Consider the following 18,941-nt stretch of genomic DNA (forward strand, 5'->3'; position numbering starts at 1 on the left):
CAATGGATGCCTTGCCCCCGACGTTCTTCAAATACATGCCGGCCGGCACGGGAAGGATCGTCCTTACGAACCGTACGCTGAGGTGGTCGTCGCCTCTCATGTTCAACGATCCTTTCGACGTTCCCCGCGAACTGGCCGGCGGCCTTGATCCAGAGACCATCAATGCGGCATACACGAAGGAGATCTCAGGCCTCCTGCAGGATCCTCCTGAGGACATCTCAATCTACAACGACGTCGTTCGAAGACTTTTGGAGCAAGCAAAGGCCGGTAGATTGAAGGGGGCGGTCAAGGACGAACTGGTAGCTCTGCTGCTCAAGCCGGGAGCGGCCAAGCTGGCGATTGGTCAAGGGCGGGCCTTGTGGCAGGCGCTAGTGCCTCAATTGAGAATTCTCTGCCTCACTGAGAGTCCTGCTCATGTCGCGATGTGGTACCACTACGCAGACGAGTACCGGGGTGTAGTCCTCGAGTTTCGTCTTCCATCGAGCGAACAGCGTCCGACGCTGAGACCAAGAAGGGTGAACTATCCGGCTGATCTCCCCGATATCTATACCCACGATGGTTGGGGGCGCCTGATGACGCTAGGCGGAGGTGGCGCTTGGTCTCGCGCTGTTCAGGAAATGGCACTTTTCAGCAAGTCAACTGATTGGCAATACGAAAACGAATGGCGACTTGTTGGCAGCGACGCCGCCGGCAATGCAGAGAAGCTGTATTCGGACTGGGGTTTCGATCCTGGCAATCTTGTGAGCATCAATCTCGGACCGTTGATCTCTTCGGAGGATGAGGCCGCAGTTATGGCTCTTGCTGCTGGATATCCTGGAGCGAGGGTGCGGCGGGTTTCGATCGGCGTTCAACGCGCCATGACGTTTGCGGATGCCTTGGTCACGTCTCCTGCACCAAGCACCGGTTCTGCGTGATGCGAGTGACGGTCAATCTGAGAACGCCTTTTGGGGAGTCGAGATGACAGAGGCTGGACTGCAACGAAGATCCTCTCAAAGACACGTTTGGCCAAGTCTGACGGTGCCTTGAGTTTCTTGCTTGTGTCCTCATTGCCTAGCCCCCGTTGTTCCAATGTCCAAGATGCGCCGATACAGCTCAATCTTGCCTCCGGGCATCGTCCCGCATCCCCGCTATGGATCGCGTCCCATCGCTTCGGGGATCGCCACCCCGGAGGCGGAGATTCGAGACGGCTTCTGGGGGCTCAATCGGGCGGTGATCTTTCCTGAGGCGGTGCTCGTTGCGGACGCGAGCAGGCAGAACTATTCGATCTACCCGCGTCGCTACTACGTGGACATCCTGCGGGATTGCCGGGAATGCGGGCGACCGTTCCTGTTCTTCGCGCAGGAGCAGCGGCACTGGTTCGAGGAACTGCAGTTCTACGTCGACGCGGATTGCGTCCATTGCTCCGAATGCCGCGCTCGGCGGCATGACGCCAAGACGCAGCTTGCCCGGTTCTCCGCAGCGATGAAGGCGGTGGACCTGAGTCGCAAAGACCTGATGACGTTGATCGACGACGCCGCGGATCTTCTGCAAGCCGGAGCCGTTTCGAATCTGTCGAAGCTGGGCGCGCTCAAGAACCGTGCACTCCGGGAATGCGGCGAGTACCCCGGCACCTTGCGCCTTGCGCAAGTGCTCGACGAAGCGCATCGAGGCTGACGGGCGCGGCTGTCGCGCGGGCGGCTCAATTTGTGAGAAGGCTTCTGACCTATTGGTCGAGGACCTCAGTTCATCTCGTCCGACGAGATCAAGCGACAACCAGGGCGTGCCTCGGAAACCGCATTGAGCAACGCGGCAGCGATGCTGCTCGCCGGATTGATTCGGAACCGCTTCGGCAGGACCGGCGTCAGGACCCGGATCAGCGCCATCGCCGCATGTTCGGCGCGCCGGGTTTCCTGGCGCTCTCCACCGATGAGGCTGGGTCGGCAGATCGTCAGCGATCGGAACCCGATGGCCTGGATGTCCTTTTCCACTTCTCCCTTGGTCCTCGTATAGAAGAACCTGGACTCCGCCGATGCGCCCACCGCGCTCACGAGGGCGAAGGTCTCGGCGCCCGCGGCGTGCGCGGCCTTGCCGAAGGCGACGGGAAGCTCGTGGTCGACATGCCGGAACGCCTCTTTCGAGCCGGCCTTGGCCTGCGTCGTTCCCAGTGCACAGATCACCGCTTGAGGCCTGAGCGAAGCCAGCTCCGGAATCAGGTCCTCCAGGCGTGAGACCACCGGGTTCACCAGCTTGGCGGCAGGTGCCAACGGCTTGCGCGTTGGCGCGATGACTTCGGAGAACGCATCGTTGGCAAGCGCGAGCGCCAAGGCCTCGCTTCCCACGAGCCCCGTGGCACCGAGCAGCAGCAGTTTCATCGTCGACTCTCCTCGAACATGTCGAAGCGACGGTTGGGTGTCAGCGGGACTGTTCCCCCTGCCACCGCTCGATCTCTCCGCAATGGCGCTGAATGTACGTCCGGGGCAATAGGTCAGACGGCGTCCGACCTATTCGCGCAGGTCCGTCACCATGCCCCATCGTTCGAACTCCGGCCTGAACTCGTCCAGGCTCAGCAACCCCTTGCATGCATGAGCGCCCGGGGTCAGGTCTTCACCGTGTGCCAACCGCCGCGCCAGCAGGATCGCGGCCATGCAGGGAATCTCGGGCCCATGGTCGTCGTCGGCGGCGATGTGCCATTCCCTTTGAAGGCGCCGACCCGTGGAATCGTCGCCTTCCACGCGCACGACCATGCCGCCGAGCGCGGAGCCGAGGAAATCGAACGCGGGTGCCGTGGCCTGCATCAGCGCGGCGAGTCGCGACGGCTGCTTCAGCAGACCGATGCGCCGCAGCGTTGCCAACCATCCCATCGCGCGCTGCGTGAGGCCTACTTCAAGCGCGGCACGAAAGATCACGCGGTTCGTCACGCCATAGCGCGAAGGGAACAGCTCGAGGTCCGGGATGTCGCACAAGGCGCCGAGGCGCGGTCGCAAGCGGGCGAACTCTACGCGCGTGGGGTTCGCCCATCCGGGGCGCGATGACCAGCGGCCCTCGTCCCAGACCTGGACCGGTCCGCCGCAGTAGCTCAACACCGCGGCGAGCGTCGCCTCTCCGCGCGGTGCGGTCTGCGCCGGCGCGATGCAGATGTCGATGTCGCGGATCGATCGCCACCCGCGCGTGAGCGACTCCACCACGGCGGAGGACAGCGCCGGCACGGTGCTCGCGCCGGAGATGCCGACGCGTCCCGCCGCGAGGAATGCCGCATCCATCGACGACGGGAAGTCACAGACGAATCGACGTCCGTCGGCGAGGTCGATGTAATGGGCGCCAGCCCGCGCGGCCGCCTGCGCGACGTCGTAGGACTGATCCTGGAACGGCCCCGCCGTGTGAATCAGCAACGCCACGCCGAGGCGCCGGAGTTCATCCGAGAACGCGGGCGAGGCCAGATCGATGGCGACGCCTTCGGCGCCCGATCCGAGCTCATCGGCCAGTGCCCGAGCGCGCGCCGCGTTGCGGCCACCGATCATCAACTCGATCGTCGGATCACCCGCCAACGCGCGGCAGATGCGCGCCCCGAAATTTCCGTAGCCTCCCAGTACCAGCGTCTTCAATTCGGCGTCTTCTTTGATTGGATTGAAGGGCGCAGTCTACGGGCGCTCAAAATGAGCGACCTCGTTGAACTGGAACCAAGGCCATGGCAATCAAGCGAATGGACAATGTCCTCATCGTTGTCGACGATCTCGAGGCCGTGAAGGCGTTCTTCATCGAACTGGGCCTCGAGCTGGAGGGCCAGACCGACGTGGAAGGGCCCGACGTCGGGCGCCTCATCGGGCTCGGCGACGTGCGGGCCACGCTCGCCATGCTGCGCACGCCCGACGGGCAGGGCATTGAGCTGGACAAGTTCCACACGCCGGACGCCGTGAGGTTCGGGCCGGTGGACACGCCCGTGAACGCCCTGGGGATCCGCCGCGTCATGTTCGCCGTCGAGGACATCGACGCCGTCGTCGCGCGGATGCTGACCCATGGCGCAGCGCTCATCGGCAGGATGGAATACGGGACCGCCTACCGGCTCGTCTATCTCCGCGGGCCCGAAGGCCTCATCGTCGGGCTGGCAGAACAGCTCGGCTGAGTTCAACCCGCCGACAAGCGCCACGGGTCTTCCCGCTCCGCCGCATCCTGCTGGCGGAAGGCCTTGGGTGACAGCCCGACGGTGCGCTTGAACACCTTCGAGAACCCGAACGCATCCTTGTAGCCGACCGCGGCGGCGACCGCCTCCAGGCTGTGCCGCGTCTGCGCGAGCAGCTGCATCGCACGCTGCATGCGCACCACGCGCAGGTGATTCAGCGGTGTGTCGCCCATGGCCTCGCGGAAGCGCTCCGCCAGCGCCGTGCGCGACAGGCCGGCCCGCTTGGCCAGCTCGTCCAGCGTCCATGGATGCGCGGGGTCGCCATGCATCAGCGCCACCGCGCGGCCCACCAAGGGGTCGTGCACCGCCAGGCTCCAGCCCACGCTCGTCGCCGCGCGACGCGCGATCAACTGGCGCAGCGCGTAGGTGAACAGCAGGTCCAGCAGGCCGTGCGTGATGATCTCCGCGCCGGGCTCGGCCTCGCGCAGTTCCTCGACCAGCAGGCCGCCCGCCAGCGCCAGCGGCCCCAGCCGCGGCATGTCGGCCGCGCGCAGCACCGCCCAGGTCGGCAGTTCCGCGAAGAACGGATGCACCGGTGTATGCCAGAACTGGTACGCGCCGCTGAGCACGGTGGCATCCGTTCCCTCCGGCGTCCCGAACGACCCGATGGCGCTGAACGTCGACGTCTTCCGCGTGTCGATGTTCTCGATGCGCTGGCCCTCCAGGGATGGCCGCAGACTCAGCACGTGCGGATGACCGCGCGCCATCACGGCGATGTCGCCGCCGCTCAAGGTCAGCGGTTCTTCCAGCTCCGGTGCGTGCAGCGTCACGCTGCCGCGCAGCACGACGTGCAGGCCGATGCAGCGGTCGCAGGGGAAGCGCAGCGCGCAATCATCGGACAGCGCGCTGAGGTCCAGCAGGCGCCGCGACAGGCCCGTGTCACGCAGGACGGCGCTCAGCAGGTCGATGCTCATGGATGGGGACTTTGAAGTGGGTGTTCTGGAACGCGAAGACATGAATTATGGATACTTATCCATTCCGAGTCCGGGAACGCGTCCATAGCATGAATGCCTCTTCACTGATTCGGAGTCCTGATCATGATCGTTGTCACCGGCGCCACCGGCCAGTTGGGCCGCCTCGTCATCGACCGCCTGCTGTCCCTGGGCGTCGCGCCCGGCGGCATCGTCGCCGCGGTGCGCTCTCCCGCGAAGGCGGCGGACCTGTCCGCGCGCGGCGTCGTCGTGCGCGAGGCCGACTACACCCGGCCCGACACGCTGACCTCCGCCTTCGCCGGCGCGGAGCGCGTGCTGCTGATCTCCTCGAACGAAGTGGGAGATCGCGTTCCGCAGCATCGCGCCGTCATCGACGCGGCGAAGGCCGCTCGCGTGGGTCAACTCGTCTACACGAGCGTGCTCCACGCCGACCGCTCGCCGCTCGGCCTGGCCGGCGAGCACCGCGAGACCGAGGCGCTGATCCAGGCCTCCGGCCTGACGCATGCGCTGCTGCGCAACGGCTGGTACGTCGAGAACTACCTGGCCGCGTTGCCGATGGCGCTGAAGCACGGCGCCTTCCTCGGCTCGGCGCGCGAGGGGCGCATCTCCTGGGCGCCGCGTGCCGACTACGCGGACGCCGCAGCGGCGGTGCTGACGCGACCCATCAGCGGGAATGAAGTCTTCGAGCTCGCCGGTGACCGCGGACACACGCTGACGGAACTGGCTGCGGAAGTCGCGCGCCAGAGCGGTCAGTCCGTTTCGTACAAGGACCTGCCGCGCGCGGATTACGAGCGAGTGTTGCTGGATGCGGGCCTGCCGGCGGCGTTGGCCGAGCTGCTCGCTGATTCTGACGAGCAGGCCGCCAACGGCGCGCTGCAGGAGGAGGGCGGTGCGTTGGCGAGCCTGATCGGTCGGCCGACGACGACGCTGGATGTCGCGGTGCGCGCGGCGCTCGCTGCGACCTGAGGGTGCAGGGGCCGCTGCGGGAAGGGCACGCTGATCAGCGTCCGTGCAGCAGCCCCTCTTCCCAGACTGCGCAGAGATCACCCAGCAGTGCCTTGGGGATGCGGTCGTCGCCGGCCGCCTCCTTGAGCGTCGCGCGCATGGCTTCGGCGATGCGGGTCAGAACGGGCTTGGGATCATCGACAGCGCAGTGCTGCCGCCCGAACGAGATCAACTCCTCCGTGGTCGGATACGCCTTCGACTGATGACGTCCGGAAACCAGCTTGAGCGCCATCGTGCGGTCCTCCAGCTCCGGACCGCCCGCATAGCGGGTGTAGCGATACACCGCCGTGGTCACGACGTCGAACATGGGTGCGAGCCACGCCTCCTGCGCGGATCGATAGAGCACGCCGAAGTTCTTGAGGTGGGCGTCCCCGTTGCGCACCATGACGGAGAAGGCGACCTGCTCGAAGAACCGGCGCAGATCCGCCTTCGGGAGATGGATCAGGGTCAGCAGATCACTGACGCGCTGGTAGCTGCCGTGGTACTTGCGGTCCGAGAGCACGTCCCGCACCCGCTGGCCGGATAGCGCCGCGACATCCTCGAAGCCCAGACGTTCCACCGCGCCGCCTGGATGCTGGATCACGTCGAAGCGGTCCACGAGCAACAGCTGTCCGTCATCGGAGAGATCAAAACCTGGCACCTCGATGCCCGCACGCTTCGCCGCGCTGAGGCAGAGAAACTCATTGGTCGCCAGGCCCGGATAGGCGGGACTCGCCGCCTTGACGATGAGCGAGGGGATGGGGATCGTGGGCCGGTCGGGAACCATGATCTTGGGCTGCATTCCGGCGATGCCGGCGCCGGTGTTCAGGTGGGCCAGGACCAGTTCCTCGAACAGTTCCGGTCAGGGGGCATCGTCGTCGTCCCTGGCGAATCGCTCCGCGAGTTCTTCCATGGTCGGCATCCCGGCCTTTTCGAAGCGGATACGCAGACCCAGCGCGCGGGTCACGGCCATGAGCGAGGTCACCGTGGACTCTTGACCCGCTTCGAGGCGATAGATCACTTCCCGGACTCTGTTGGCTTTGTCCGCCACATCGGTCTTGGAAAGCTTCAGCGCCTCACGTTGCTTCCTGAGCGCCAAGCCAATGTCCTCAGGGAAGCTTGCAGTGTCAGTCATGGTTGGCATCTCTGGCTTTTCGCCCGTTTTGCAAGTCGTGGCTGGCGAGTCGATCGCCGGTCTTGCAAGTCATGGCTTACGAATCTTGAGAAAAGCCGTGTTTTTGCAAGCCATGGCTTGCATCTCGACCTCAGGCCTAAGAGGAGTGCGGGCCAATACAACCATTGTGGCTTTCGATGTCGATGTGATCGAAAGTTATGACATTGTTTTCGGGCGATATGTGAGATTTGTATTTTGAATTACGCACATATCGACACAAAACACCTTCGAATGATTTCGATACCACCTGTGAAACGTCAGAAATAAGAAAGCATCCGAAATTCAGAATGCAGGTCGGGAACGCATTCCCTGCAGTCTCTCAACCCCGTGATCCCCGCGATCCTGACCCGGAGCCTCCTTTGAAACCCATCCAAGCGCTTTCCTCCGTTGCCCTGGCCCTGCTGCTCGCCAGCGGCTACGCCCAGGCGGCCACCACGTATTACGTCTCCACCACGGGCAACGACGCCAATCCGGGCACGCTCGCGTCCCCGTGGCGGCACATCAACCACGCGGCCACGGTCGCCGCGGCCGGCGCGACCGTCTACGTGCGCGGCGGCGTCTACAACGAGTACGTGACCTTCGCCAAGTCCGGCAACGCCACCGCCGGACCGATCGTCTTCCAGAACTACGCCGGCGAGCTGCCCATCGTCGACGGCACCGGCGTGAACTGCTGCGGCGGCGACATGCGCGGCCTCTTCAACGTGAACAGCAAGAGCTACATCACGATCAACGGCTTCGAGATCCGCAACTACGCCAGCAGCACCAAGAACGACGAGCCGGCCGGCATCGTCGTGATCGGCTCGGGCACGCAGATCAAGCTGCTGAACAACAAGATCCACGACATCAAGACCACCATCGAGAAGACCGGCAACGCGCACGGCATCGCGGTGTGGGGCACGGGCACCACGCCGTACTCGCAGATCACCATCAGCGGCAACGAGGTCTACAACCTCAAGACCGGCCAGACCGAGACCGTCGCGCTCGACGGCAACGTCACCGACTTCACCATCACCGGCAACCTGATTCACGACAACTCCAACATCGGCATCGACGTGATCGGCTTCCAGGGCACCGGCCCCGACGGCCATGACCAGGTGAAGAACGGCACCATCGCCGACAACCGCCTCTACAACATCACGACGACGAAGAACCCGTCCTACAACAACGAGCCCTCGGCCGGCGGCATCTACTGCGACGGCTGCGCCAACGTCGTGATCGAGCGCAACCTCATCCGCAACGCCGACCTCGGCATCGAGGTCGCCGCCGAAACCGCCGGCGAGAAGTCCAGCAACGTGACCGTGCGCAACAACCTGGTCTACGACACGCAGCTGGCCAACATCTCCATCGGCGGCTACGACGCCGGTCGCGGCGGGGCGGACCGCGTGACCGTGGTCAACAACACCCTCTACCAATCGGCCGCGGCCAAGGGCGAGGGCTTCCAGGTCCAGTTCAACACGACCAACAGCGTGTTCAAGAACAACATCGTCTTCCTGTCCAACGCGCAGAGCAGCACCGGCGGCCACATGGTCAACAACGTGGCCACCTGGACCACCTCGCCCGTCGCCTTCGACAACAACGTCTACTTCAACGACGCGGGCAACGCGACCTGGATCTGGAACAACAAGACCTACACGGGCCTGGGCAGCTTCGTCTCCGGCGCGAAGCAGGACACGCACTCGAAGTTCGGGAACCCGCTGTTCTTCAACCTCGCGGGGCGTGACCTGCGCGTGTCGGCGAACTCGCCGGCCGTCGGCGCCGGCACCAACCTCGGCGCGAGCATCGTCGGCGCGACCGACTTCGCCGGCGCCGCACGCGTCATCCAGATCATCGACGCCGGGGCCTACGAGCGCTGAGCACGACGTGACGACGTGACGACGTGACGCCGCGCGTCACGTCAACGACGACGCCATGAAACGGAACGGGCCGCGGTGATGAACCGCGGCCCGTTGCTCATGCGCAAGCGCCGTGCAGGCTTACTTCGCTCGAGCAGTCATGATCGCATCGGCGACGTTCTTCGGCGCTTCGGAGTAATGCTTGAACTCCATCGTGTACGTCGCGCGTCCCTGCGTCGCGGAGCGCAATGACGTGGAGTACCCGAACATCTCCGACAGCGGCACTTCCGCCTTGATGATCTTGCCGCCGCCGATCATGTCGTCCATGCCCTGGACCATGCCGCGGCGGCTGGACAGGTCGCCCATCACCGTGCCGGCGTAGTCCTCGGGCGTCTCGACCTCGACCGCCATCATCGGCTCCAGGATCACCGGGCTCGCGCGCCGGCAGGCTTCCTTGAAGCCCAGCGACGCAGCCATCTTGAACGCGTTCTCGTTCGAGTCCACGTCATGGTACGAACCGAAGGTCAGCGTGACCTTCACGTCCACCACCGGATAGCCCGCCAGGACGCCGTTGGGCAGGCTGTCGATCACGCCCTTCTCCACCGCCGGGATGAACTCGCGCGGCACCACGCCGCCCTTGATCGCGTCGACGAACTCGAAACCCTTGCCCGGCTCCTGCGGCGACAGCGAGAACACCACGTGCCCGTACTGGCCCTTGCCGCCGGACTGGCGCACGAACTTGCCTTCCACGTCCGTCACCGCCTTGCGCACCGTCTCGCGGTACGCCACCTGCGGCTTGCCGACGTTGGCCTCGACGCTGAACTCGCGCTTCATGCGGTCCACGATGATCTCCAGATGGAGCTCGCCCATGCCGGAGATGATGGTCTGGCCCGACTCCTCGTCCGTGCGCACGCGGAAGGACGGATCCTCCGCCGCCAGACGACCGAGCGCGATGCCCATCTTCTCCTGGTCCGCCTTGGTCTTGGGCTCCACCGCCTGCGAGATCACCGGCTCCGGGAAGATCATCCGCTCCAGCGTGATGATGGCCTCGGGGTCGCACAGCGTCTCGCCGGTCGTCACGTCCTTCAGGCCCACGCAGGCGGCGATGTCGCCGGCCAGGATCTCCTTGATCTCCTCGCGCTGGTTGGCGTGCATCTGCAGGATCCGGCCGATGCGCTCCTTCTTGCCGCGCGTCGGGTTGTAGACCGAGTCGCCCGACTTCAGGATGCCCGAGTACACCCGCACGAAAGTCAGCTGACCCACATACGGATCGGTCATCAGCTTGAAGGCGAGGGCGCTGAACTTCGCGCCGTCGTCGGCCGCGCGGGTCGTGTCCTGCTCGTCGTCGTCGGTGCCGTGCACCGGCGGGATGTCCACCGGCGACGGCATGAAGTCGATCACCGCGTCCAGCATGCGCTGCACGCCCTTGTTCTTGAACGCCGTGCCGCACAGCATCGGCTGGATCTCGCCGGCGATCGTGCGCTTGCGGATCGCGCGCCGGATCTCGTCCTCGGTCAGCTCGCCGGTCTCGAGGTACTTGTTCATCAGCTCCTCGTCGGCCTCGGCCGCGGCCTCGACCATCTTCTCGCGCCACTCGTCGGCCTGCGCCTTGAGCTCCGGCGGGATCTCCTGGTAATCGAAGGTCATGCCCTGCGTGGCGTCGTGCCACAGGATGGCCTTCATCTTCAGCAGGTCGATCACGCCCTTGAAATGCTCCTCCGCGCCGATCGGCAGCACCACCGGCACCGGGTTGGCCTTGAGCCGGTCCACCATCATCTGGCGCACGCGGTAGAAGTCCGCGCCCACGCGGTCCATCTTGTTGACGAAGGCAAGACGTGGCACCTTGTACTTGTTGGCCTGGCGCCAGACCGTCTCCGACTGCGGCTGCACGCCGCCGACCGAGTCGTACACCATCACCGCGCCGTCCAGCACGCGCATGGAACGCTCCACCTCGATCGTGAAGTCCACGTGTCCCGGGGTGTCGATGATGTTGATGCGGTGCTCCGGGTACGAGCGGTCCATGCCCTTCCAGAAGCAGGTCGTCGCCGCCGAGGTGATCGTGATCCCGCGTTCCTGCTCCTGCGCCATCCAGTCCATGGTCGCGGCGCCGTCGTGCACTTCACCGATCTTGTGATTGACCCCGGTGTAGAACAGGATGCGCTCCGTCGTCGTCGTCTTGCCGGCGTCGATGTGCGCCGAGATGCCGATGTTGCGGTAGAGCTCGATGGGGGTCTTGCGGGACATGGTGGTCTCCAGTGGGGAGGGACGACCCGCGTGCGCCCGCTTCATGGAAGGCGCGCGCCGGGTCCGAGAACCGACCAATGTAGCGACAAGCCATGACCCCCGCCATCCGCCGTCCGGAAGAGCCCGGCGCTTCAGGGGCTGAGGGCGGCATGGCCCAGCACGCGGCGCGCACGGCGTCACCCCCACGAATGAGGGACAGGAAATCGGGCGAATGCCGGAATGTTCGGGCGATTACGTCACGAAACATCCATACATTCGGTAACTCGAATGAGTAGCAGGGAGCTGCCGTGAAGTTGCGTGTGTTTGTCCGCCTGTTGATGCCGATGCTGGGACTGTCCGCTGTCGCCCTGAATGCGACGGGCGCCGTGGCGGCCCCGGCCACGGCCACGGTCGATGTCGGCATGACCTGCACCGTGCAGGACGGCTGGTGGTCGCTGGACCGCGAGCGTCCGACCCAGCCGGAGCCCGTGAAGGTGCTGGCCGTCAAACCCCTGACCACCGGAACACCCGGTGCGTGGGTGCAGCCGCAGCGCGGCAAGCTGTCCGACCAGCAGCTGCATCTGGCGCTGGAGCGCCTCACCGACTGCCGCTGAACGACCGGCGGCGGGGGTAAACCCGGTCCGGGTGACCGCGCTGGCTAGAATGGCGGGCTCACCGTCGCGGCGCGCGCGGCGCAAACCCCCTGGGACCCCATGGCCAGCACCACCTCCTCCAAGCATCTGATTCATTTCGAGGGGGGCAATGCCCTCTCGTCCTTCCGGGCCGCGGCGCTGCTGGCGCGTCTGCAGGCCGTCAGCGACCGGATCGCCGCCGTGCACGCGCGCCACGTCCACTGGGTCTGGACCGATGCCGCGATCGACGATGAAGGCCGGGGCAAGCTGGCCGCGCTGCTCAACTACGGCGATGCCTACGAAGGCCCCTCCGACGGCGCGCTGATCGTCGTGGCCCCGCGCCTGGGCACGCTGAGCCCCTGGGCCTCCAAGGCCACCGACATCGCCCACAACTGCGGCCTGCCCATCCACCGCGTCGAGCGCGTCACCGAGTTCCGCCTGACGCTGAAGTCGGGCCTGCTCAGCACCCTGACGGGCGGCGCCAAGGCGCTGACCGAGGCCGAGATCCTCGCCTGCGCCGACCTGCTGCACGATCGCATGACCGAGAGCGTGCTGCTGTCGCGCGAGGCCGGCGCCCACCTGTTCGACGAGAAGCAGGCCCAGCCGCTGGCGCACGTGGACGTGCTGGCCCGCGGCCGCGCCGCGCTGGACGACGCCAACGGCGCCTGGGGTCTGGCGCTGTCCGACGACGAGATCGACTACCTGGTCGCCGCCTTCACGAAACTGGGCCGCGACCCCAGCGACGTCGAGCTGATGATGTTCGCGCAGGCCAACAGCGAGCACTGCCGCCACAAGATCTTCAATGCCGAATTCACCATCGACGGGCAGGCGCAGCCGCTGTCGCTGTTCGGCATGATCCGCAACACCGAGAAGCTGCACCCGCAGCACACGGTGATCGCCTACGCCGACAACGCGGCGGTGATGGAAGGCCACCTGATCGAACGCTGGATCGCGACCGGCGACCGCCGCGCGCCGAAGTACGAGGCCCGCGCCGAAACCGCGCACGTGCTGATGAAGGTCGAGACGCACAACCATCCGACGGCGATCTCTCCGCACCCGGGCGCCTCCACCGGCGCCGGCGGCGAGATCCGCGACGAGGGCGCGACCGGCCGCGGCGCCAAGCCCAAGGCCGGCCTGACCGGCTTCTCGGTGTCCAACCTGCACCTGCCGGGCCTGTCGGAGCCCTGGGAGAAGAACCCGGTCGGCAAGCCCGCGCACATCGCCAGCGCGCTGCAGATCATGACCGAGGGCCCGCTGGGCGGCGCTGCCTTCAACAACGAGTTCGGCCGGCCCGCGCTGGGCGGCTACTTCCGCGTCTTCGAGCAGGACGTGGACGGCATCCGCCGCGGGTATCACAAGCCGATCATGATCGCCGGCGGTCTCGGCGCGATCCGCGCGGACCTGACCAAGAAGATCGCCTTCCCGGCCGGCTCGCTGCTGATCCAGCTGGGCGGCCCCGGCATGCGCATCGGCATGGGCGGCAGCGCGGCGAGCTCGATGGCCGCGGGCACCAACACCGCCGACCTGGACTTCGACTCGGTCCAGCGCGGCAACCCCGAGATCCAGCGCCGTGCGCAGGAAGTCCTCAACCACTGCTGGGGCCTGGCCGAGCGCAACCCCATCCTGGCCGTGCACGACGTCGGCGCGGGCGGCATCTCCAATGCGTTCCCGGAACTGGTGAACGACGCCGGCCGGGGCGCGATCTTCGACCTGCGCAAGGTCCCGCTCGAGGAGAGCGGCCTGGCGCCCAAGGAGATCTGGTGCAACGAGAGCCAGGAGCGCTACGTCCTGGTGATCGCGCCGGAAAGCCTGGAACTCTTCACCGCGATGGCCGAGCGCGAGCGCTGCCCGTTCTCCGTCGTCGGCGTGACGACGGAACAACGCGAGCTGGTGCTGGAAGACGGCATCGACGGCGAACGCGCCATCGACATGCCCATGGACGTGCTGCTGGGCAAGCCGCCCAAGATGCACCGCGACGTGACGCGCGTGGCCCGTTCGGGCGGCGCGCTGACGCTGGACGGCGTCGACCTCGCGACCGCCGCGCGCACCGTGCTGCGCCACCCGACGGTGGCCAGCAAGCGCTTCCTGATCACCATCGGCGACCGCACCGTCGGCGGCCTGAACCACCGCGACCAGATGGTCGGCCCGTGGCAGCTGCCGGTGGCCGACGTCGCCGTCACGCTGTCCGACTTCAAGGGCTTCACCGGCGAGGCGATGAGCATGGGCGAGCGCACGCCGCTGGCCGCCGTCGACGCGCCCGCGTCCGGCCGCATGGCCGTCGCCGAGGCCATCACCAACCTGCTGGCCGCGCCCATCGAGCTGTCGCGCGTGAAGCTGTCCGCCAACTGGATGGCCGCCTGCGGCGAACCCGGCGAGGACGCCGCGCTGTACGACACCGTCAAGGCCGTCGGCATGGACCTCTGCCCGGCGCTGGGCATCTCGATCCCGGTGGGCAAGGATTCGCTGTCGATGCGCACGCGCTGGAGCGATGAGGGCGCCGACAACCAGATCCGGCAGGTGACGGCCCCGGTCTCGCTGATCATCACCGCCTTCGCCTCGCTGGCCGACGTGCGGGGCACGCTGACGCCGCAACTGCGGGACGGCGACACGACGCTGGTCCTGGTCGATCTCGGCCAGGGCCGCATGCGCATGGGCGGCTCCATCCTGGCGCAGACGCTGAACCAGTTCGGCCCCGAGGTCCCCGACCTCGACGATCCCGCGCTGCTGAAGGCGCTGGTCGCCGCGGTCAACGAGCTGCGCGGTCAGGGCAAGCTGCTGGCGTACCACGACCGCAGCGACGGCGGCCTGTTCGCCGCGGCGCTGGAGATGGCCTTCGCCGGCCAGCGCGGCGTGAGCCTGAACGTCGACATGCTGGTCACCGAAGGCGACGGCATCAGCGACAGCCGCGCCGAGATGGGCGACTCCAAGAACTGGGCCTCCCAGGTCAGCGCCCGCCGCGAGGAACTGACGCTGAAGGCGCTGTTCAACGAGGAACTGGGCGTCGTGCTGCAGGTCGCCACCGGCGACCGCGACGCGGTGCTGCAGACCCTGCGCGCGCACGGCCTGTCCAAGCTCTCGCACGTGGTCGGCAAGACGAACGACTCGAAGCAGGCCGAGGTCTGGCGCGACGCGAAGAAGGTCTTCGCCGCGCCGCTGAACGAGCTGCAGCAGGAGTGGGACCAGGTCTCGTGGCGCATCGCGCGCGAGCGGGACAACCCCGCCTGCGCCGACCAGGAGCATGCGCTGTCGGCCACACCCGGGCAGGGCCTGCACTGGTCGCCGAGCTTCGACGTGAAGGACGACGTCGCCGCCGCGCTGATCGCCGGCGGCGTCCGCCCGAAGGTCGCGATCCTGCGCGAGCAGGGCGTCAACTCGCATGTCGAGATGGCCTACGCGATGGCGCAGGCCGGCTTCGACGCCTACGACGTGCACATGAGCGACCTGCAGGCCGGCGCGGTCGACCTGAAGGACTTCAAGGGCTTCGTCGCCTGCGGCGGCTTCAGCTACGGCGACACGCTGGGCGCGGGCGAGGGCTGGGCGCGTTCTATCCTCTTCAACCCGGTGCTGAAGGCGGCCTTCGAGGCCTTCTTCGCGCGCGCCGACAGCTTCGCGCTGGGCGTGTGCAACGGCTGCCAGATGCTGGCCGCGCTGTCGCCGATGATCCCCGGCGCGCAGGACTGGCCCAAGTTCGTGCGCAACCGCAGCGAGCAGTTCGAGGCCCGCCTGGCGCAGGTCGAGATCGTCGACTCGCCGAGCATCTTCTTCACCGGCATGGCCGGCAGCCGCCTGCCCATCGCCGTCGCGCACGGCGAGGGCTTCGCGGACTTCTCGCAGCGCGGCAACGCCGACCAGGTGCTGCGTGCGATGCGCTACGTCGACGGCGACGGCCAGCCCACCGAGCAGTACCCGCTCAACCCCAACGGCAGCCCGCAGGGCCTGACCGCGGTGACCACGGCCGACGGCCGCTTCACCGCGCTGATGCCGCATCCGGAACGCGTGTTCCGCAACATCCAGATGAGCTGGACCGGCGGCGACGCCGGCGAGTTCAGCCCGTGGATGCGGATGTTCCGCAACGCCCGGAAGTGGGTGGGGTGAGATCGGGCGGCGTACGAGCCGCCGTGGGGCGTCGATGACGCCGCATCGATGAGCAAGGGCCGCGCAAGCGGCCCTTCGCATTCATCCGGCCTTGGCCTTCACCCACTGGCCCTGTGCGTTGCAGGCCATGACGTAGACCTCGGCGCTGTTGGCCTGCCTGTACAGGGCGATGTTGCCGCCCGAGGTCTTCGGATTGTTCTCCCGCTCGTTGCACGCCTGACCCGGGGAGCGGTGGGGAATGCGGATGCCGTGGAGGCGGGGATCGAACGCCGGGCCGCCGGCCTGGCCGGACGAGGTGTCGATGTAGCCGTTGGACGTGTGCAGGACGCCCGACAGCGCCATGCCGTCCTCGCCGTGGCCCGCGAAGTTCCAATGGCTGCCGTGGCCCACCATGAGGCGCTTGCGCACGACGGCGTGGCCGTGGATGTCGACGACCGGATCCACGGCGGTGGCCGAGACGCCGCCTCCCTGCCGCGCCCCGTGGCCCCCCGTCGGATGCCGGACGATGAGCCCGCCGTTGGCGTGGATCGTCCCGGCGGTCGTCAACTCGCCGCCGATGCCGGCCTTGCCCGTCACGCCCAGATCGCCGACGTTGTGGAGCTGCTGGCCGTTGAAGTCCCAGCGCGCCGTCGGCACGGCGGAGCCGTCGCGGCAGGTCGCGCCGCTGGCGCCGGGCGCGCTGGCACCGCTGGCGCTGCTGGCCACGCCGCAGGCGACGTCCGGCATGGGGCTGCCGCCGCGCGGGTGGATCAACTGGTAAGACGCCAGCACGCCCGGCACGCCGGTGCCGGCGCTGTCGCCCTGCAGCGGGTTGTCGACGGGCTGGGCGCCCTTGCCGCGCAGTTGCGCCGCGACCTGCGCGGACTCTCCGGGCAAGGACACCCGCGCATCGGGTCCCAGCGCCTGCAGGGCCGCCTTCAGTTGCGCGCCATAGCCGAAGGGCAGGTCGCCCTGCGCGAAGAAGGGCTGCGTGTTGTAGAGCATGACGCGGAAGACCGCGGCCCGGCCGCCGCCGACGGCCGGGTCGCAGCTCGCCTGGCAGCGCACGGACACGGCCCAGCGCGGCTCGGCGGACTGGCCGGTGCGGCCGTCGACGATGAGGTTCCCATGCGGGAACGGCAAGGTGTCGCCGAGATCGACGTAGCCGAGCTGCTGCAGCTCCTGGATGGACGGCTGGAAGGCGTTGCGCACGCGCTGCTTGTCGAGCGTCACGCCGCAGGCCGCGGGAGGCGGTCCGCCCGCCAACGGCGCCAACGGCGCCGACGGCGTCTGCGACAGGGGGATCTCGGCGCAGGCGGCCTCCACGGATTTCAGCGCCAGGAGCTCGTGGCCATGATGGCGCACGTAACGCTCGGCGCCGTCACGCAGTGACGCGAGCCGCAGTCCGGCCTGACGCCCACTCTCCACCATCTGCTGGAACTGCTGCACCTGCAGCGCGCCTAGCGACATCGCGCCCAGCAGCGTGAGCGCCACCGTCACCTCGATCAGGCTGAAACCCGATTGCCCGGACGGCCAGGCGCCCGGGCCGGCGGCTCCGGGGGACCGGGGCGGTCCGGGGACTCGGGCGGGCCTGGAGAATCTGGTGGCGCAGGCGTGGCGGAAGGAACGGACGCGGACAGACATGCGGGAGCGACTCCGGGGAGGTGAGGGCCGTCATCGTCCCCCTCCCGGGTGTTCGTGCCAATCCGCGAAGTTGAGCGCCCTGCGGTCGACGCATCGTCCATTCGCGGCAGGCGGATCCCCTGTCCCTGTCACGCCCTGCGCCAGCCGCACGCCGGCGCCGGATCCAGCCGGCGTGGACCCTGCGGCCTACGTGCGGCCTACCGTGCGGCCGACCCTGCCGCGGAATCCGCAGCGATCCCCGCCAGCAACTCGTACGACCGCCGCCGCGCCGCCGGATCGTGCACCGCGCAGGCCACGATGAACTCGTCGGCGCCGGTGCGTTCCTGCGTCGCCAGCAGGCCCTCGCGCACGGTGCGCGGCGAGCCGACGATGGACTCCGACAGCATGCGCTCCACGCCCAGCTTCTCGCCGGCGGTCCACAGCACGTCCATGCTGTCGATCGGTCGCGGCAGCAGACCGCGCTGGCCGCGCTGCATGCCCAGGAAGCGCTGCTGGATGGAGGTGAACAGGCGCTGCGCCTGCGCATCGGTGTCGGCCACGACGACGTTCAACCCGACCGCCGCGTAGGGCGTCGGGTGGCGGGCGCTGGGCCGGTACTGCGCGCGGTACATCTCCAGCGCCTGCATCAGCATCGCCGGTGCGAAATGCGAGGCGAACGCGAACGGCAGGCCCAGGTAGGCGGCCAGCTGCGCGCCGTACAGGCTGGAGCCGAGCAGCCAGACCGGCACCTCGGTGCCCTGGCCGGGCACGGCGCGCACGACCTGACCCTCCTGCGCGGGCGCGAGGTAGCCGATCAGCTCCAGCACGTCCTCGGGGAAGCGGTCCTCATGCGCGGTGGCCAGGTGGCGGCGCAGCGCGCGCATCGTCGGCCCGTCGGTGCCGGGCGCGCGGCCCAGCCCCAGGTCGATGCGCCCCGGGAACAGCGTGGCCAGCGTGCCGAACTGCTCCGCGATCGTCAGCGGCGCATGGTTGGGCAGCATGATCCCGCCCGAGCCGACGCGGATCGTCGAGGTCGCGGCCGCGATCTGGCCGATCAGCACGGCCGTGGCGGACGACGCGACGCCGTCCATGTTGTGGTGCTCGGCGACCCAGTAGCGGGTGTAGCCGAGGCGCTCGGCGTGCTGCGCCAGGGCCATGCTCTCGTGGAGCGCCTGGGCGGCGGAGCCGCCCTCGACGATGAAGGCGAGGTCGAGGATCGAAAGTCGGGCTTGCATGGGCGCGGAGTCTAGGCGCGCGCGCCGGACCGGGGTCCCGGGAGGGTTATCGCGGAATGCGGTAGGCGACCGGTCG

At 67.6% G+C, this 18,941-nt stretch carries 16 protein-coding genes; 8 read left to right on the forward strand and 8 right to left on the reverse strand.

Features of this window, described 5'->3' with window-relative positions; translation table 11 throughout:
* Positions 1 to 2 precede the first annotated feature (2 nt).
* Both ABE85_RS26760 and ABE85_RS03655 read left to right on the forward strand, forming a co-directional pair.
* A complete protein-coding gene (locus ABE85_RS26760) occupies positions 3 to 914 on the forward strand; it encodes a DUF2971 domain-containing protein (RefSeq protein ID WP_197507192.1) in 912 nt (303 codons plus the stop codon).
* A gap of 154 nt (positions 915 to 1,068) precedes the next feature.
* Positions 1,069 to 1,653: a zinc-ribbon domain containing protein gene (locus tag ABE85_RS03655; protein WP_082938288.1), complete on the forward strand. Its 585-nt coding sequence runs from the start codon at positions 1,069 to 1,071 to the stop codon at positions 1,651 to 1,653.
* Positions 1,654 to 1,718: 65 nt separating this feature from the next.
* Here ABE85_RS03655 and ABE85_RS03660 read toward each other — a convergent pair whose 3' ends face one another.
* Both ABE85_RS03660 and ABE85_RS03665 read right to left on the reverse strand, forming a co-directional pair.
* Positions 1,719 to 2,351 carry an NAD-dependent epimerase/dehydratase family protein gene (locus tag ABE85_RS03660; protein WP_067270103.1) on the reverse strand — a complete coding sequence of 211 codons (633 nt, stop codon included), beginning with the start codon at positions 2,349 to 2,351 and terminating at the stop codon, positions 1,719 to 1,721.
* A 129-nt stretch (positions 2,352 to 2,480) separates the two neighbouring features.
* Entirely contained in the window at positions 2,481 to 3,581 is a 1,101-nt protein-coding gene (locus ABE85_RS03665; protein WP_067270104.1) for a saccharopine dehydrogenase family protein, read from the reverse strand.
* An 83-nt stretch (positions 3,582 to 3,664) separates the two neighbouring features.
* Here ABE85_RS03665 and ABE85_RS03670 point away from each other — a divergent pair, with 83 nt between their 5' ends.
* A complete protein-coding gene (locus ABE85_RS03670) occupies positions 3,665 to 4,099 on the forward strand; it encodes a VOC family protein (RefSeq protein WP_067270106.1) in 435 nt (144 codons plus the stop codon).
* A gap of 2 nt (positions 4,100 to 4,101) precedes the next feature.
* Here ABE85_RS03670 and ABE85_RS03675 read toward each other — a convergent pair whose 3' ends face one another.
* Positions 4,102 to 5,070: an AraC family transcriptional regulator gene (locus ABE85_RS03675; RefSeq protein ID WP_067270108.1), complete on the reverse strand. Its 969-nt coding sequence runs from the start codon at positions 5,068 to 5,070 to the stop codon at positions 4,102 to 4,104.
* 123 nt (positions 5,071 to 5,193) lie between these two features.
* On the opposite strand from ABE85_RS03675, the gene ABE85_RS03680 reads away from it, so the two are divergent.
* Entirely contained in the window at positions 5,194 to 6,054 is an 861-nt protein-coding gene (locus ABE85_RS03680) for an SDR family oxidoreductase (RefSeq protein WP_067270110.1), read from the forward strand.
* Positions 6,055 to 6,088: 34 nt separating this feature from the next.
* Here ABE85_RS03680 and ABE85_RS03685 read toward each other — a convergent pair whose 3' ends face one another.
* Both ABE85_RS03685 and ABE85_RS03690 read right to left on the reverse strand, forming a co-directional pair.
* Positions 6,089 to 6,874 carry a type II toxin-antitoxin system HipA family toxin gene (locus ABE85_RS03685; protein ID WP_082938290.1) on the reverse strand — a complete coding sequence of 262 codons (786 nt, stop codon included), beginning with the start codon at positions 6,872 to 6,874 and terminating at the stop codon, positions 6,089 to 6,091.
* Positions 6,875 to 6,934: 60 nt separating this feature from the next.
* A complete protein-coding gene (locus ABE85_RS03690) occupies positions 6,935 to 7,207 on the reverse strand; it encodes a helix-turn-helix transcriptional regulator (RefSeq protein WP_082938968.1) in 273 nt (90 codons plus the stop codon).
* Between ABE85_RS03690 and ABE85_RS27340 the strand changes: the two genes are divergently transcribed.
* Positions 7,206 to 7,445, forward strand: coding sequence for a hypothetical protein (locus ABE85_RS27340; protein WP_157521904.1), 240 nt, complete (start codon positions 7,206 to 7,208; stop codon positions 7,443 to 7,445). The genes ABE85_RS03690 and ABE85_RS27340 overlap by 2 nt on opposite strands.
* A gap of 160 nt (positions 7,446 to 7,605) precedes the next feature.
* Positions 7,606 to 9,099 (forward strand): right-handed parallel beta-helix repeat-containing protein, encoded by a 1,494-nt coding sequence (locus tag ABE85_RS03695; RefSeq protein WP_067270114.1) that lies wholly within the window; start codon positions 7,606 to 7,608, stop codon positions 9,097 to 9,099.
* Positions 9,100 to 9,219: 120 nt separating this feature from the next.
* Here ABE85_RS03695 and fusA read toward each other — a convergent pair whose 3' ends face one another.
* Positions 9,220 to 11,322: an elongation factor G gene (fusA, locus tag ABE85_RS03700; RefSeq protein ID WP_067270116.1), complete on the reverse strand. Its 2,103-nt coding sequence runs from the start codon at positions 11,320 to 11,322 to the stop codon at positions 9,220 to 9,222.
* A gap of 287 nt (positions 11,323 to 11,609) precedes the next feature.
* Here fusA and ABE85_RS03705 point away from each other — a divergent pair, with 287 nt between their 5' ends.
* Entirely contained in the window at positions 11,610 to 11,915 is a 306-nt protein-coding gene (locus ABE85_RS03705) for a hypothetical protein (protein ID WP_157521906.1), read from the forward strand.
* A 99-nt stretch (positions 11,916 to 12,014) separates the two neighbouring features.
* Entirely contained in the window at positions 12,015 to 16,028 is a 4,014-nt protein-coding gene (purL, locus tag ABE85_RS03710) for a phosphoribosylformylglycinamidine synthase (protein ID WP_067270119.1), read from the forward strand.
* An 81-nt stretch (positions 16,029 to 16,109) separates the two neighbouring features.
* Here purL and ABE85_RS03715 read toward each other — a convergent pair whose 3' ends face one another.
* Positions 16,110 to 17,651, reverse strand: a complete 1,542-nt coding sequence (locus tag ABE85_RS03715; RefSeq protein WP_082938291.1) for a type II secretion system protein — start codon at positions 17,649 to 17,651, stop codon at positions 16,110 to 16,112.
* Between the two features lie 197 nt (positions 17,652 to 17,848).
* Positions 17,849 to 18,865: an LLM class flavin-dependent oxidoreductase gene (locus ABE85_RS03720; RefSeq protein WP_067270121.1), complete on the reverse strand. Its 1,017-nt coding sequence runs from the start codon at positions 18,863 to 18,865 to the stop codon at positions 17,849 to 17,851.
* Positions 18,866 to 18,941 lie beyond the last annotated feature (76 nt).

Source organism: Mitsuaria sp. 7 (assembly GCF_001653795.1).
Classification (GTDB): Bacteria; Pseudomonadota; Gammaproteobacteria; order Burkholderiales; family Burkholderiaceae_C; genus Roseateles.